Origin of the sequence: Listeria grayi (assembly GCF_900638015.1) — a bacterium.
Lineage (GTDB): Bacteria > Bacillota > Bacilli > Lactobacillales > Listeriaceae > Listeria > Listeria grayi.
The window spans coordinates 1,435,115-1,451,035 of record NZ_LR134483.1; the positions used below are offsets into that span (position 1 = coordinate 1,435,115).

A 15,921-nucleotide genomic window follows, 5' to 3' on the forward strand; every position below is an offset into this window, starting at 1 on the left:
TTATTATTTGGAAGGGGAATCATCCATCTTCAAGATCGCCATAAAGGCTTCTTGCGGAACTTCCACGGAACCAATCGATTTCATCCGTTTTTTACCTTCTTTTTGTTTTTCTAATAATTTACGTTTCCTGGAAACATCGCCGCCGTAGCATTTTGCAAGGACGTTTTTACGCAGCGCCTTGATGGTCGAACGCGAAACGATCTTTGTGCCGATCGCGGATTGGATCGGAACTTCGAACTGCTGCCGAGGAATAAGTTCTTTTAACTTTTCAACAATGATCTTGCCGCGCTCATAAGCAAAATCACGATGAACGATAAAGCTGAGCGCATCGACTTTCTCGCCATTAAGGAGAATATCCATTTTGACTAGCTTGCTTTCTTTATAACCGATCAGCTCATAATCAAACGACGCATAGCCTTTTGTACTGGATTTTAACTGATCAAAGAAATCATAGACGATCTCAGATAATGGGATCTCATAAATAATACTCACGCGAATATCATCCAAATATTCCATTGTAATGAAATTGCCACGTTTATTTTGCGCCAGCTCCATTACAGCACCGACATAATCATTCGGTACCATGACAGTTGCTTTTACATAAGGTTCTTCCACGCTGGCAACATTCGTTTGATCCGGCATGTCAGCTGGATTATCCACCACGATCTCGGAACCATCAGTCATTTTGACATGATAGATAACACTCGGAGCCGTAGTGATCAAATCGATATTGAATTCGCGCTCGATCCGCTCCTGAATGATTTCCATATGCAGTAAGCCTAAGAATCCAGCACGGAAACCAAATCCAAGTGCTTGAGAAGTTTCAGCTTCATATTGTAGCGCTGAATCATTCAATTCTAGCTTTTCAAGGGCATCACGCAAATCATTATAGCGTGAGGAGTCGATCGGATAAAGGCCACAGTACACCATTGGGTTCAAACGGCGATAACCTGGTAGCGCTTCTTTTGCAGGATTGTTTGCAAGTGTGATCGTATCACCGACATGCGTATCTGCGACATTTTTGATAGCAGCAGTAATATAACCTACATCCCCTACCATTAGACTATCGCGCGGGGTCGTTTTCGGCGTGAATACACCTACTTCGGTTACTTCAAACTCTTTACCGGTCGCCATCATTTGAATCGTATCACCGGCTTTTACCATTCCGTCCATGATCCGAATATTCGCGATAACGCCTTTATATGGATCAAAAATCGAATCAAAGATCAACGCTTTCAGAGGATTGTCAATGCTTCCTCCTGGTGCAGGAACTTTTTCAACGATCTGCTCTAGAATCTCTTCGATGCCGATCCCTGATTTTGCCGAAGCCAGGACAGCTTCACTTGCATCCAGTCCAATCACGTCTTCTACTTCTTCGCGAACACGTTCCGGATCAGCAGCAGGAAGATCGATCTTATTGATGACAGGCAATATTTCCAAATCATTATCAAGTGCCAAGTAGACATTGGCAAGTGTCTGTGCTTCAATCCCTTGGGCAGCATCAACGACTAAAATAGCGCCTTCACAGGCAGCTAGACTTCGCGACACCTCATAGGTGAAATCGACATGTCCCGGTGTATCGATCAAATGAAAAATGTATGTTTCTCCATCTTTTGCTTGATAATTCAATTGTACGGCGTTCAATTTAATAGTGATCCCGCGTTCACGTTCTAAATCCATCGAATCCAATAACTGGCTTTTCATTTCACGATGGGTCAACGCATTGGTTTTCTCCAGAATGCGGTCGGCAAGTGTACTTTTCCCATGATCGATATGAGCAATGATGGAAAAGTTTCTTATTTTTTGTTGTCGTGCTTGCATTTCTTCTTTATTCATATCTCCAGCTCCTGATAAGAACTCATCTCAATTTCCGATGGCAAACTAACCTTGATTATAGCAGTAGATGCCATAACTTTCAATCTCTCTTTGGATTTAATGATAAATTTCTATAAAATCGAAAAGTATTATTGCATTATGAAGATACTTTCGGTATAATTACTTGTGTTCTGAATAAAATTAAAGGTATCTTGAAGTAAATAAATAGTACCTCATTAGTCTGGACGGAGGTGAATGGAATGCCAAATATCAAATCTGCAATCAAACGTGTAAAAACAACTGAGACTCGTAACAGCCGCAATGCTGCACAACGTTCCGCAATGCGTACTGCTATCAAGAAATTTGAAGAAGCAGCTGCAACTAATGCAGACAACGCACAAGAATTGTATGTAGAAGCAAGCAAAAAATTGGATGGCGCTGCAAGCAAAGGATTGATCCACAGAAACAATGCTGCTCGCAACAAATCCCGTTTAGCTGCTAAATTAGCTAAATAATAGCGAAGCAAACATCACACCTTATGTGTGGTGTTTTTCATTTTATAAAAAATCCCGCTAGTTATCGAATGTCATTGGATACTCAGCGGGATTTTTTTATCTAACTTTTCGTTTGTCGTGTAGTGTAAATAAAAACCATTCAAATTTCTGTTCTTTATTTCCATAACCAGTTTTCAGTTCATAATCAATAGCTGCGAGTTGTTTTAAAATGAAATCCAGGTCTGGCTGACTGAAATTACGAGCTTGTCTGCTAGCCAATTTCACACGAAATGGATGAACCCGTAATTTAGTTGCCATCTGCTGCTGGCTATATCCTTGCTTTTCCAATATTTTTAATTGATTAAGCAGTCTAAACTGACTTGCGATCAATGCCATAATCTTAATCGGCTCTTCTTTTTGCTTTAAAAGATCATAATAAATACGCAAGGCTCCGGCAATATCAAAGGCGATCATTTTATCCAGCAATAAAAAAATATTTTGTTCCAGCGAGCGAACTACGAGTTGTTCGACACTATCCACTGTCACAAGCCGTTCTTCTTGGCCGTAAAGCATTAATTTCTGCAGTTCGTTCATGCTAGTAGTCAAATTGATATTGGTCAATTCGATCAAGCGATCCAACGCAGCAGGTTCAATCTTCATTTCTGCTTTTGTGATTTCATTCATGAGCCACTGCTTCAATTCTTTTTCTGCTGGCGGTTTTGCTTCGATCACAGTTGCTTGTTTTTTTATTAATTTTGTCAGTTTTTTCCGTTCATCTAATTTAGGTGTACGCGCGATAATACATAACACAGAATAAGGCGCTGGTTCTGCGAGATAGCGTTCCAAATTCTCTGTTCGATGCTCGATTTTGGATTTTGTTTTTTCAGCAGTTAGAAAAACGGGATTACTGGCGATCACCAAACGACGATCTCCGAAAAAAGGCATACTTTCCGCTTCTTCGATTACCGTTTCGACAGGCGTTTCTTCTAAATCAAAATTGGCATAATTAAATTCCGAATTTTCTGCTTCTAAGATTTGGTCACTTAATTTCTTTTTGGTTTCATTGATAATATAATCCTCTGTTCCGATAATAAGATAGAGCGGAGCGAGCTCTCCTTTGTTGATACGATTCCATTCAGCTAACATATCTCCCTAGCACCTTCCTACTTTATTATCCTTCTATCGTAAGGCATCTTTCGGAAGATGACAAGCCCTAGTCTAATTTGAATGTAAAACCTTGTCCAAACGTATAACGAATCTCGCCTTGCAGATCGGTACGGTACACAACTGCGCCTATCTGCCGCAGCGTCGCTAATGTTTGCCGATGCGGATGACCAAAGCGATTGTTTACGCCACAGGAGATAATAGCTATTCTTGGATTTACAGTTTTAGCAAATGCAAGGGACGTAGAAGTTTTACTACCGTGGTGACCAACTTTTAATATATCCGCTCGAATTGCTTTATTCAATAGCTGTACCTCCCCCTCCGCTTCCAAGTCGCCCGTGAACAACCATGTTTTTCCATCTAGGTTTGCTTTGATAACAAGTGAATCGTTGTTTTCTCCCTTTCCTTGTTTGGATGGGTAGAGGCATTCAAAATGGATGCCGTCGCCTATGTCCCAACTGTCTCCCGCTCTCATTGTGTGTACTTTAGAAGAAGGCCATTTTTGTAAGGCTTTTTGCAGGATTTTCTTCTGTTCTGCGCCCTCTCCATGATATAACTGCTTCATGGTTATTTCTGCTTCCAATTCTTCGAGTGCTCCCATATGATCTGCATCACTATGTGTTACGATCACTTTATCCAATTTTCCGATTCCTTTTGATTTCAGGACGGGGACAAGGATATTTTTTCCAATTGTAAAATCGCGCCGTCGTTTTTGCCATTTTTCTTGTTGGAAAGCCATTTGTCCGCCAGTATCAATGAGGTAATTCCCCTTGTTATTTGGTAATTGAATCAAAATACTGTCCCCTTGACCAATATCAATAAATGTTACCTTCCCTATCCAATTACTTTTACTTAGAAGCAGCAATACGAAAACAGCAATAAGGCAAATGTAGCGGGAGGTTTTTCGATTTTCCCAAAGGAGAAAGAAAAGATAGATCAATGCAAGAATAGCGATAATCAAACTTGGATGGGGCCTTCCAGTTATCAGCACTTGATACGGAATGCTGCCGAGATAATGCGTGATTTTTTCCATGAAAAGCAGTAAAGGATTGCCATAAACTGCTGCTATCGGGAAGCAAAAAGAGAGAAAGGATAATGGGAGGACGAAAAAAACAAATAATGGAACATAAATCAAATTGAGAAAAATACCTGTCCAGGAGATTTGATAAAAGTGATAACAGACAATGGGGATAGAGATCCATGTTGTGATCCAAGAAAGCACAAACATCTGGCTCCAATTAGAGGTAAAGCGGCGTAAGATTTTTTGATTAGAAAGAATAATACCTGCTGTCAGTGCGTAACTCAGCTGGAATCCCACATCAAACAGCTGCATAGGGCGAATAAATAAGCAGATTATACCACTGGCACAAAGTGCGGTAAAGGGATCGATTTTCTTCATAAAAAGCGGTAATAGATAGCTTAGCAACGCCATAATACCGGCTCTCGTAGCTGATGGTCCTGCCCCTGTCAAAAAAATATAGAAGGGAATAAAGATAACAATACTGATTTTTGCATATTCATGCGGTAGCCGGATGCGAATCAGCAGATAGTATACTGCTTTTAAAAGTACTTGGATGTGCAGGCCGGATATCGCTAATAAATGCACAACTCCTAGTTCTTGGAAGTCCCGGTAGCTTTCTTCGGAAAAGTTAGTGCGTTCTCCAAGTACTAATGCAGCAGTATAAGCGCTTGTTGGTTGTGGTAATGTATTTTCGATATGCGTATACAAAAAGCGGCGGTAGTTTTTTATGAGTAATAGCGGTGTATTACGCTTTTTAGTACCTATCCGCAATTCTTTTGCTTGAAAAACCGCCTTAATATTATTTTTTTCTAGAAAAGCAGCATAATCGAACTGGTCAAAATTTCTACTCTTCTGTGGAGGAGTTATTTCCCCCTTTAAAAAAAGATAATTTCCATATTCTAGCTTCTGCAGTTGCTTTTTTTCGGAGAGCTGATTGATTTTATAGGTTACTTGGATTCTTCCAGTCGAGGTCTGGAGAACCGTTCGAAATTGGTTTCCGTCTATGTCTAGCCGCTCTGAGATGTAGCCATTCCGTTCACTTCTACTTTGCAACTGTGAATCGCCATGATGTGTCCATTGTAAGAAAAGCAGGTATAACAGGGTGATAAAAGCGACCAGCAGCCATATTCTTTTTTTAAAAACAGCAAATGCGCAGCAGCTAAAGCTGCACATTAAGATTGCAGTTTGTGGATAAAAATGAAACAGTGTGATGCTGAGAATCAGCGTCAGAAAAAGCGTACTTAGAGGTTTGTGCAGTCCGTTCGCCTCCGCTCTTTGGTGTATTTACTTTGCTTCTGTTATATTTTCAGAGGTAAATGGTTCACGATCAAAGATGTCTTTACTCATTTCTACTTTTTTGGTCGTGACATTCGCTTGTTCAAAAAGTTCTACCGCATAGGGGTGATTTTTATAATCTTCACCATAATAAACCGTCTTGATTCCTGCTTGAATGATTGATTTACAGCAGGATATGCAAGGAAAATGGGTTACATATAGTTCTGCATTATCAGTAGAAGCACCAAACTTCGCACATTGGAGGATTGCGTTCATTTCAGCATGGATCGTACGGATACAATGACCGTCTACAATGTAGCAGCCATGTTCCGTGCAGTGATCTCCACCTGCGATCGAGCCATTATAGCCACTTGCAATAATTCGTTTGTCGCGAACGATTGTAGCACCTACCATTAAACGGGTACACGTGCTTCGTGTAGAAATCAAATAGCTTTGCGCCATGAAAAATTGATCCCACGCAATTCTTTGCATATTAAAAACTCCTTTAGCAATTAGACATCATTAAAACTAGTATAGTGCTAACGTTAAATAACCGTCAATCTTTTCTCGTCATTTTACTGCAATAAAGTTTTTTAAGCGCTCAATGGTCTTTTCACCAAATCCAGAAATATTCTTTAAATCTTCCACTTTTTGAAACAAACCGGTTGATTCGCGGTATTCAAGGATGGCTTGTGCTTTTGCTGGGCCGACGCCTGGAATACCTTGTAGTTCTTGTAGAGAGGCAGTATTGATATTAACGGTAGCATCTTTCGTCTGTTTATCTGTATCGGTTTGTTCTGCTATCTCGCCGATTTTGGCAATGTAAATACTTTCTTCATCTTTCAGTTTGGCAGCCAGATTGATTTGCTTCATATCGGCTGTTTGGTTTACCCCACCCGCCAAGTGGACTAGATCCTGTACTCTAGCATCTTTAGCAACCTGATAAACGCCAGGTTTGCTTACTGCTCCTTTAATGTCTACTACAATCGTTTTTGATGATTTTGGCGTTTCAGATTCGGCTGCTTTAGTTTGATCCACTGGTTTTGGCGTAGCTTCAGCGACAGGTGCTTCAGTCCTCGTTAAAAACCAAAAAAGTAAGAGGGCACCGATCAGAGCAATGCCGGCAGTTATGAGTTGTTTGGTATACTTCCGCAAATAAATATTCATGTTGTCTGCCTCCTTTAACTACTTTTTCCACCCGAATGTCGATTTCCCTTTTTCCAGTTGGTCACATAAAAAAAAGAAATAATCCTGAGAATTATTTCTTCGCTACAAAAAAGATCCGTTCACTTGTTTCAGTAGGCTGATTATCTGTGAAATCGGCATAAACTTCAATTTTCGAAAAACCGGCTTCATCGAGCCAAGCTATGTATTGTTCCTTTGGAAAGGTGCGTTCTTTATGTAATTCATCTACTCTTGTATATGTTCCGCTTTCTTCATCCAAAAGAAAGAACGTCAATTCGTGTTCTACAGATAGTGGTGATTCGCCGGGGAAAGAATTCCAGATCGTGGCGATTTCTTCTTCCGCATCGCCATATGAGAAAGCATGAAACCCTGTCGTCATTTTATAGACAGAATGAACATCAAAAAGGAACGTTCCCGATTCATTTAGCTGTTTCGCCACATTTCGAAAGGTAGCTTTGACAGCTGCTTCTGTGTCTAAATAATTAAGCGAGTCGCAGTAACAAGTAATCACATCAAAACTTTCCGGCAAGGAAAAGGTCGTCATATCTTGGGTCGCAAAATCGATGGGAACTTCGGCAGCTAATGCTTTTTCCGTGGCTACATCAATCATTTCTGATGAAAGGTCAAGTCCTGTGACCGCAAAGCCAGCAAAAGCAAATTCAAGTGCCAGTTCTCCAGTCCCACAAGCTAGATCAAGCAATTTAGTCGCTTTCCGGTCCACATGACGCTGCGTAAATTCTAACCATTTTTGATACAGGGCAGGATCCATCAACCGATCATAAAATCCCGGAAAATATTCATAGCTCATCACAGTTTCCTCCTTACATAAAGAAAGAGATCTATTGATCTCTTTCTGCTACCTATAAATTAAATGCAGGCGTTACATCCACAGTTGGCGCATCGCCCCATAATTTTTCAAGATTATAATACGCACGTTCTTCGCGTTGGAAAACATGTACGATCACATCGCCAAGATCTAGCAAGATCCATTTTGCTTCATCGGCACCTTCAAGACGTTTGATCTCCACTTGGTTTTCATCCGCTTTATCTTTGATTTCCTTTGCGATCGCCTCTACTTGCTTGTCCGAGTTACCGTGGCAGATCATAAAATAATCAGCAATGCTGGATAGTTTTTTCATTTCTATTGCGATAATATCTTCCGCGCGTTTATCATCAGCTGCTTTTGCAACTGTCATAAGTACATCATAACTAGTCAAATTTATTTGTCACTCCTTTATTTTTTTCGTGCAATATAGTAATTATAAGCGGCTAATGTTTCCGGGAATACTTTTTGCTCTCTTTCGATCAAGTAAACGATTGTTCTGGAAAGCGCGAAGACCATGCCGTCATCCAGCGATTGTTGGGTAAGGCGGCGTGCTTCTTCAACACCTGGAAAATCGCGGCCAGGTTCGATGTAATCAGCTAAAAAGATCACTTTATCTAACTCGGACATTTCCGCAGTTCCGGTGGTATGATATTCGATGGCATGCAAGATCTCTGGATCAGTAATGCCGAATTCTGTTTGTACAAGAAAAGCGCCAACTGGGGCGTGCCATAGTTCCGAATGATAATCTAACAGTCGCGGATCCATCTTTTCACGCTCGATGATTTGCCGCGCTTTTGGCACATCTACATACTTTGCATAATCATGCAAAATACCGGCTAGGCTTGCTTTCTCTTCCGAAACCTGATAACGCTTGGCAAGCTGGATAGCAGTCTTTTCTACTCCAAGTGAATGCTGATAGCGTTTTTCAGGCATTGCTGCTTTTACTTTTTCTAAGATCTGTTCCCTAGTCATATAAATGATTCTCCTTTATATAATTCGCCACATTATCAGGTACCAAGTATTGGATCGAGCTATTTTGTTTTACTTTATCGCGAATAATCGTGGAAGAGATCTCGATCACAGGAATGTCGATCTTGATAACGGGATAGGGCGACTTGCGGTGATGCCCGCGTCTATTTACCCCGACAAAGTGCACGAACTTGATTAGTTCATCAATCTTATACCACTTAGGTAAAAACTCAACCATATCGCCACCAATGATGAAATAAAGTTCGCTCTCCGGACTTTCTGCTTTCCACGCTTTGATCGTATCATACGTGTAAGATTTCCCGGAGCGGTGCAATTCTCGCTCATCGATCGCAAAGAAAGGATTATTCGCCGTAGCTCCCTGCAACATCTCTAATCGTTGCTGAGCACTTGCGAGGTTTTCCTCTTCTTTATGCGGTGGAAGCTGATTAGGAAGAAACCAGATCTTGTCGAGATCAAGCTGTTCTTTCACTTCATTAGCCATAATCAAATGACCAAGATGAGGCGGGTTAAATGTACCACCAAGGATACCGATTTTTTGAACCATCTGTTTCGCTCCTTTACGACGGCAAGATGATTTGCTTTTTAGTCTTTGATTCTTTATACAAAATGATCGTTCGGCCGATGATCTGAACTAGTTCTGCGTGCGTTCGTGAGGTGATCAATTCTGCCACTTCTTCTTTCGGTACGTCACAATTTTGTAAAATCGAAACTTTGATAAGTTCACGTGCTTCTAAAACATCATTCAATTGCGTAATCATGGTAGGCACGACGCCACCTTTGCCAACTTGAAAAATCGACTCTAACTCGTGTGCTTCTTTGCGCAAGTAGCGCTTTTGTTTTCCTGAAATCATAGGGATGATTGTCCTCCTAGTTCTTCTAATAGCTTCTTTTTCATTACTTCAAGGTTGGGCATATGTCCCGTCCAGCGTTGGTAGGCTAATGCTCCTTGACCGATAAACATCGGCAGACCATTTTGGATGACCGCACCTTTTGTCTTTGCCTGCTTTAGAAAAGCAGTTTCAGCAGGATTATAGATGATATCGACCACCACAGTGCCCGCTTGTAAATTTGTCAATTGGATCGGTGTTTCATTTTTAGACGCTGGCAGTCCGATCGATGTTGTTTGAATAATGATCGTAAAATCAGCCAAATATTTTTCTGCTTTTGCAAGCGACCATGCTTCGTGTGTTTTCTGTACCATAGCTGTTGCCTTTTCTACTGTACGATTGGCGATGACGAGCTGCTGTGGCGATGCATCTGCTAATGCCAAGTAAATAGCCTTGCTTGCCCCGCCTGCTCCGATGATCAAGATTCGGTCTTCACTCGTGACTGCTTTGATCTCGCGTAATCCTTCCATAAAGCCAGCACCATCTGTGTTGTCGCCAAGCCATTTCCCATCAGCTTTGATAACTGTATTCACAGCCCCACAACGTTTGGCAAAGGGGCTTAGTTCATCCAAATGCGGAATGATACGTTCTTTGAAAGGAACGGTGATGTTAAAACCGTTAAAATCGCCAGCGAGTAGATGGGCGATCTCCGCATCGAAAGCTTCCACAGAAACTTGGATCGCTTCATAATTGGCGTCACGTTCTTCTGATCGAAAAGCAGCATTATGCATACTTGGCGATAAGGAATGATTGATTGGATTGCCGATCACTGCATATTTTTCCATTGTTGACCTCTTTTACTACACAAGCGAACGTCTAATACTGACATTGACTCCTTCTGGCACCCAGGCAGTGACTTTTACATTGCCTTCAGGAACCGTTACCCAGCCTAATCCAGAAAAGACGATATCTTGTTTTTCTTTTAATTGGAATTGATACGGAACAAGTTTGGGCAAGTCCGCGATTTCTTCTTTTGTCGGCGGTGCTAATACTTCACCGGCTTGTGTTTCATAAAGCTGCGTCGCTTTTTCTAATTTCGTACGGTGTGTTTTGAGTTGATTTGACATGTAAACGACAAATGATTTCCGGCCGCCGCTCTCATAGTCTAAACGTGCCAACGCACCGAAGAAAAGTGTTTGTTCTTCGTTTAATTGGAAAACAAGCGGTTTGATCTCGCTTTTCGGCATCATTAACTTCAATGTTTTTCCAGAAACAAAATGAGCCATTTGATGATGATTGATGATCCCTGGTGTGTCGACAAGCAATTTGCCGTCTGCAAGCGGGATCTCGATCTTATCAAGTGTTGTTCCAGGGAATTGCGATGTGGTCACCACATTGCTCTCACCGGAAGCACGTTTGATGATCTGGTTGATCAATGTGGACTTCCCGACATTTGTACAACCAACGATATAAACGTCTTCTCCGCCTCGCAAGTCGTCGATCGTATCTAACAGTTCATCAAAGCCAGTATTTTTTTCCGCACTGACGAGAACAGCATCTTTTGCCTGTAAGCCTAGCTCTTTCGAACGGCCACGCATCCATTTTATCAATTTGTCGTGTTTCAACGATTTTGGCAGCAAATCTGCTTTATTGCCGACTAATAGTACCGGATTATTGCCCGCAAAACGGTTCAATCCCGGTAGCCAACTGCCGTCAAAATCAAAGATATCGACAACATAGACGATCAGCGCTTTTTTCGCTCCGATCGTATTCAAGATCTTTAAGAAGTCATCATCTGTAAGCGAGACATCTTGAATCTCATTATAATGCTTTAGACGAAAACAACGTCTACAGATAATCGTATCTTTGTCTAACGAAGATTTCGGCGCATAGCCGATCTTTTCAGGATCTTCGGTTTGAATAACGGCTCCACAGCCAATACATCTTAATTCTTCTGTCAAAGTGAATCCTCCCACTTTAGATTTGTTTTTTTACGAAGTGATTTTAAGATCATTCGTTCCATCATACGGTTAAACTTTGTAATAAAGCCGTCCGTTTCTTTTACTGGCTTCACGAAAATCGTGTAAAGTTGCTGCCGGTTCCCGCCCCATATATCTGTCATGATCTGGTCGCCGATCATGATCGTTTCTTCCGGCGTTGCGTCAAGTGCCTCCATCGCTTTTTTAAAATTGCCAGCTAATGGTTTCTTTGCTTTTGCCAAAAAAGGGATCCGTGCTGCTTTCGCTACGCGTTCTACCCGCATTTCATTATTATTGGATAGGATCATGACTTTGATCCCCTCTGCTTCTAAGATCGTAAACCAGTTGATGACTTCATCGGTCGCATCTAACTGATCCCAAGCCAGCAGGGTATTGTCTAAATCAGTCAAAATAGTTGTTTTCCCCATCTCACGAAGATGTTCTGCTGTTATTCCAAACGGAGTCTTTAACATTTTGTCTGGTGAAAATTGTTTTAGCACTTCATTGGCACCTCATTTATTCATATGATTACATTATTTTATCACAATTCCCTCCTAAAATGTCAAATTTCCGTATTTCCTAGGGTTTTAGTAGTTTCCTTTTGAAAAAAAATGCTATAATAGGCCTATTATGAAGGGAGGAATAAAGATGAGTGATTCCTATTCTTTGAATTGGAACCTGGACGCGATTTATTCAGGAGGAAGCGGTTCAGAAGAATTAAAAGAAAGTCTTGCAGCGTTAAAAAGCGATTTAGACAGCTTTGTACTACATATAAAAGATTGGGTGATCCCTACTCGAAAAGAAGATTCCGTGGAATTCTTATTATTGGTCAATCAGCATGCTGATATTACAAAAGGGCTTCTTAATAGCAGTAACTTTTTAGAGTGTCTTGCTTCAGCAGATGTGAACGACACACGAGCGAATGAGCTCGCTTCGCTCGTTTATGAATATTTTTCGATTTTGCATACAGCAGAAGATGATTGGTATGACAAATTCGCTTCGATCCGTGATGATGTTTGGGAAAGACTACTGAACGAAAACGGATTGAATGAGATCCAGTTTATTTTGAACGAAGCACGCACTAACCGCAAGAAAAAAGGCAGCAAGGAACAAGAAGCCGCTATCAATAGTTTATCCGTCGATGGCTACCGTGGTTGGTCTGATCATTATGATACGATCGTCGGCAAAGTACGTGTTACAGTCAATCTAGATGGCGAGGAGAAAGAATATTCTGCGGGGCAAGCACTTAACCTGCTCAATCACCCGGATCGTGCTGTACGAGAAAAAGTATTTCGCGCGTATACGAAAGCATGGCAGGATAACAGCCGCTTATTTGGCGACACGCTCAATCATTTAGCTGGATTCCGTTTAGCAACGTATCAGTTGCGTGGCTGGGAAGATATCCATGCCGAACCGCTCGATTACAACCGCTTAGATAAAAAAACGTTAGATACGATGTGGCAAGTCATTGACAATCATAAAGCTAAATTCGTCACTTTCCTTGAAAGAAAAGCAAAAATCTTGGGACTTGAAAAGTTAAGCTTCTACGATGTGGAGGCGCCCCTTGTCTTCTCTGGTGAGCCTAAAAAATACAGCTACCAAGAAGGCGCTGATTTTATCATCGAACAATTTGGCAAATTCAGTCCAAAAATGGCGAAATTCGCTGCATACGCATTCAAGGAAGAATGGATCGAAGCAGAAGATCGCGACAATAAACGTCCCGGCGGCTTTTGTATCGATTTCCCACTTGAAAAAGAAAGCCGGATATTCATGACGTATGATGGAGCGCCTGGAACAGTCGCTACGCTTGCACATGAATTAGGTCATGCTTTCCATTCACACGTGATCCGAGATGAGGCTTTTGAAAATACGGATTATGCAATGAATGTCGCAGAGACAGCTTCTACCTTTGCTGAAATGATCATTGCCGATGCTTCGGTAAAAGATGCGGCGACAAAAGAAGACAAGATCACATTATTAGAAGATAAAATCGGTCGCAGTATTGCGTTCTTCATGAATATCCATGCACGTTTCTTATTTGAGACTCGCTTTTATGAAGCGCGAAAAGAAGGTGTCCTTTCCGTTGACCGTTTGAATGCATTAATGGAAGAAGCACAACGCGAAGCTTATATGGATGCGCTTGATGAATACCATCCGCAATTCTGGGCGTCGAAATTGCATTTCTATATTGCCGACGTGCCATTCTATAACTTCCCGTATACATTCGGATATTTGTTCTCGCTAGGCATTTATCATATCGCTTTAGAAGAAGGCACAAGCTACGAAGATAAATATATCGCCCTCTTGCGCGATACTGGTGCGATGACGACAGAACAATTAGCTAAGAAGCATTTAGGCGTTGATCTGACAGAACCCGCTTTCTGGGAAAATGCTGTTCAGACAGCAGCAAAAGATGTAGATGAATTTTTAGAGCTTACGAGTGAGCTTTGAGACTAGAATAGAGAACAGGAAAGAAAATCTTTCTTTCCTGTTTTTTTAAAAGCTGTGCCAAGCTCCTACGTCAATCTTTCGAACGAAAAATACGAAAAATTTTTCAGACAGTTTTTTATAGTCATACTCTGATTACGTCACAAATTAAACTCCATTATTATTGTACCGATAGATAATTATCCATTTCAGCAATGGCTTCATCATTGAAATCATAAGACTCAATAAGTCAAATAACAAAGGAACCGCATGAAATCCATTTTCGAAAATGGTGTTTCCATGTGATTCCTTTTTGCTTTTATTTTAGGTGAACAATAACTTTATATTTCCGTCGCTTGGAGTGAACACATAAAATTTAACTATTTATTTTTTAAAGTAATGAAAATATTTTTTTTCACTTTTTTTACTAATACTGTTACCAGCTAGAACATAATCAATAGTTGCTTTTTTAGTGTTTTTTTCGTAAGTAATATAATATGTTATCTCACAATTTTCTATTTTATTTAAGTCCCGTTTGTTCTTCAACTTAGTACCATCAAAATATTTATCTCGTCTTAGAACCAGCTTTTCCCATTGCTTATAATCACTTTTCGTGGTAATTATTTTATACACATCATCCACTGAATCGGCCGTATAATAAGTATTATCTTTAATGACATAAAGGTCTGATTTAGGGATGTCCATACTCTTGACTGCTTTTTCAATAGGAACTTTGGCCTTAGCTTTGAGATACCACATGTTTCCATAATAATAGCCATAAGAACCCCCAATAACTAGCACGACAACTACAATAATTCCGATTACTATTTTTTTCATAATAAACCTCGTTTCTTTAGTAGGTTCCTATTTTCTTAGGATAGTATTTCGCTGTAAATGTTCGTGGAATCATAGATGGGGAAATCCAATCTAAGCCGGCCATTGCTGGCTCGATTGCATTTATACTTCCGCTTCCATAATAATATGATTGAAATACCATTTTAGAACAATAATTCGGATTCTTATTCATTGTAGCAGTGGAAACTTTATATTTAATGTGCTTATTTTTTTATAAGCATGGCTACTATTCCAAAAAGTTTTATCTGCATAACTAGCAACTTTGCATGTCCATTTCCTCCTATTGATTCATTCACAGGCACTGCCTATTCAAGCCAATTCCTCCAACAATCTCAAAATACAAGACGCGGATTGTTTAGAAGCAAGTTCGACAAATGTATCAAATGAATCTGCTGCTTTTCCGTCTGCTGTATCAGAAATCGCGCGAATGATAACAAATGGTATCTCAAAATGAGAAGCGGTTTGGGCAATTGCGGTTGCTTCCATCTCTACCGCCTGTACAGCAGGGAATTGCTGCTGGATAGCCTGTTTTTGTTCGCTGTTAGAGATGAAGGAATCTGTTGTCACGATCAAACCATAATAAGCTTTGTTGCCGATTTCTTCCAAAGCAGTGTTATAGATCGATTGCGCTAGTCTCGCTAGCTTTTCACTACCTCGATAAAAAGCTGGCATTTGTGGTACTTGGCCAAATTCGTAACCGAAAGCAGTGGCATCGACATCGCCATAAGTCAGCTGATCAGAAATAATGATATCACCAACAGAAAGTTCCGAACCCACTCCTCCTGCTGTTCCAGTGTTGATAATCATTTCCGGTTCAAAGTTTTGACAAAGGATCGTAGTACCGATCGCAGCATTCACTTTGCCGATCCCAGATTGAAGCAAAATGATTTCTTTGTCATGGATATAACCTTTGTAAAAAGTTGCCCCTTTAAGGACGATTTCTTCTCTATGTACTAATTTTTCTTTTAATAGTGCTACTTCTTCTTGCATAGCGCCGATAATTCCGATTCGTTGCATAATTTCCTCCTTAAAAAAAGAATGGCACTTAGACGCAGTCCCATTC

Annotated in this window: 17 protein-coding genes; 2 read left to right on the forward strand and 15 right to left on the reverse strand. The window is 40.6% G+C overall.

The window, feature by feature from the left end; genetic code table 11:
• Positions 1–3: 3 nt before the first annotated feature.
• A complete protein-coding gene (gene lepA / locus EL241_RS06955) occupies positions 4–1,836 on the reverse strand; it encodes a translation elongation factor 4 (protein ID WP_003755790.1) in 1,833 nt (610 codons plus the stop codon).
• A 239-nt stretch (positions 1,837–2,075) separates the two neighbouring features.
• Between lepA and rpsT the strand changes: the two genes are divergently transcribed.
• Positions 2,076–2,330, forward strand: a complete 255-nt coding sequence (gene rpsT / locus EL241_RS06960) for a 30S ribosomal protein S20 (protein WP_003755788.1) — start codon at positions 2,076–2,078, stop codon at positions 2,328–2,330.
• A 96-nt stretch (positions 2,331–2,426) separates the two neighbouring features.
• Here rpsT and holA read toward each other — a convergent pair whose 3' ends face one another.
• From holA to EL241_RS07020, 12 genes are all read right to left on the reverse strand, one after another.
• Positions 2,427–3,455 (reverse strand): DNA polymerase III subunit delta, encoded by a 1,029-nt coding sequence (holA, locus tag EL241_RS06965; RefSeq protein WP_036104041.1) that lies wholly within the window; start codon positions 3,453–3,455, stop codon positions 2,427–2,429.
• Positions 3,456–3,522: 67 nt separating this feature from the next.
• Positions 3,523–5,667: a DNA internalization-related competence protein ComEC/Rec2 gene (locus EL241_RS06970; protein WP_126320449.1), complete on the reverse strand. Its 2,145-nt coding sequence runs from the start codon at positions 5,665–5,667 to the stop codon at positions 3,523–3,525.
• Between the two features lie 111 nt (positions 5,668–5,778).
• Positions 5,779–6,261 carry a ComE operon protein 2 gene (locus tag EL241_RS06975; protein WP_003755783.1) on the reverse strand — a complete coding sequence of 161 codons (483 nt, stop codon included), beginning with the start codon at positions 6,259–6,261 and terminating at the stop codon, positions 5,779–5,781.
• A gap of 78 nt (positions 6,262–6,339) precedes the next feature.
• Positions 6,340–6,936, reverse strand: a complete 597-nt coding sequence (locus EL241_RS06980) for a helix-hairpin-helix domain-containing protein (protein WP_052009079.1) — start codon at positions 6,934–6,936, stop codon at positions 6,340–6,342.
• Positions 6,937–7,027: 91 nt separating this feature from the next.
• The gene (locus EL241_RS06985; RefSeq protein ID WP_036104038.1) at positions 7,028–7,762 is read right to left on the reverse strand and encodes a class I SAM-dependent DNA methyltransferase; all 735 of its coding nucleotides are present in this window, start codon (positions 7,760–7,762) and stop codon (positions 7,028–7,030) included.
• A gap of 52 nt (positions 7,763–7,814) precedes the next feature.
• Positions 7,815–8,171 carry a ribosome silencing factor gene (rsfS, locus tag EL241_RS06990; protein ID WP_003755779.1) on the reverse strand — a complete coding sequence of 119 codons (357 nt, stop codon included), beginning with the start codon at positions 8,169–8,171 and terminating at the stop codon, positions 7,815–7,817.
• A gap of 17 nt (positions 8,172–8,188) precedes the next feature.
• Positions 8,189–8,752 (reverse strand): bis(5'-nucleosyl)-tetraphosphatase (symmetrical) YqeK, encoded by a 564-nt coding sequence (gene yqeK / locus EL241_RS06995; RefSeq protein ID WP_036104036.1) that lies wholly within the window; start codon positions 8,750–8,752, stop codon positions 8,189–8,191.
• Positions 8,745–9,314, reverse strand: a complete 570-nt coding sequence (locus EL241_RS07000) for a nicotinate-nucleotide adenylyltransferase (RefSeq protein ID WP_052009078.1) — start codon at positions 9,312–9,314, stop codon at positions 8,745–8,747. The genes yqeK and EL241_RS07000 overlap by 8 nt, the downstream gene beginning before the upstream one ends.
• A 13-nt stretch (positions 9,315–9,327) precedes the next feature.
• Entirely contained in the window at positions 9,328–9,621 is a 294-nt protein-coding gene (gene yhbY / locus EL241_RS07005) for a ribosome assembly RNA-binding protein YhbY (RefSeq protein ID WP_036104028.1), read from the reverse strand.
• Positions 9,618–10,442, reverse strand: a complete 825-nt coding sequence (gene aroE / locus EL241_RS07010; protein ID WP_036104026.1) for a shikimate dehydrogenase — start codon at positions 10,440–10,442, stop codon at positions 9,618–9,620. Before aroE ends, yhbY begins: the two co-directional genes overlap by 4 nt.
• Positions 10,443–10,457: 15 nt before the next feature.
• Positions 10,458–11,558: a ribosome biogenesis GTPase YqeH gene (gene yqeH, locus EL241_RS07015; protein WP_036104023.1), complete on the reverse strand. Its 1,101-nt coding sequence runs from the start codon at positions 11,556–11,558 to the stop codon at positions 10,458–10,460.
• On the reverse strand, positions 11,555–12,076 hold the full coding sequence (locus EL241_RS07020; RefSeq protein ID WP_003755770.1) for a YqeG family HAD IIIA-type phosphatase: 522 nt from the start codon (positions 12,074–12,076) through the stop codon (positions 11,555–11,557). The genes yqeH and EL241_RS07020 overlap by 4 nt, the downstream gene beginning before the upstream one ends.
• A 148-nt stretch (positions 12,077–12,224) precedes the next feature.
• Between EL241_RS07020 and EL241_RS07025 the strand changes: the two genes are divergently transcribed.
• Positions 12,225–14,027: a M3 family oligoendopeptidase gene (locus tag EL241_RS07025; protein ID WP_040486458.1), complete on the forward strand. Its 1,803-nt coding sequence runs from the start codon at positions 12,225–12,227 to the stop codon at positions 14,025–14,027.
• 360 nt (positions 14,028–14,387) lie between these two features.
• On the opposite strand, the gene EL241_RS07030 is transcribed toward EL241_RS07025, so the two are convergent.
• Together EL241_RS07030 and EL241_RS07035 are read right to left on the reverse strand one after the other, a co-directional pair.
• Positions 14,388–14,840 carry a hypothetical protein gene (locus EL241_RS07030; protein ID WP_126320450.1) on the reverse strand — a complete coding sequence of 151 codons (453 nt, stop codon included), beginning with the start codon at positions 14,838–14,840 and terminating at the stop codon, positions 14,388–14,390.
• Between the two features lie 327 nt (positions 14,841–15,167).
• Positions 15,168–15,875, reverse strand: a complete 708-nt coding sequence (locus EL241_RS07035; RefSeq protein ID WP_036104017.1) for a 5'-methylthioadenosine/adenosylhomocysteine nucleosidase — start codon at positions 15,873–15,875, stop codon at positions 15,168–15,170.
• Positions 15,876–15,921 lie beyond the last annotated feature (46 nt).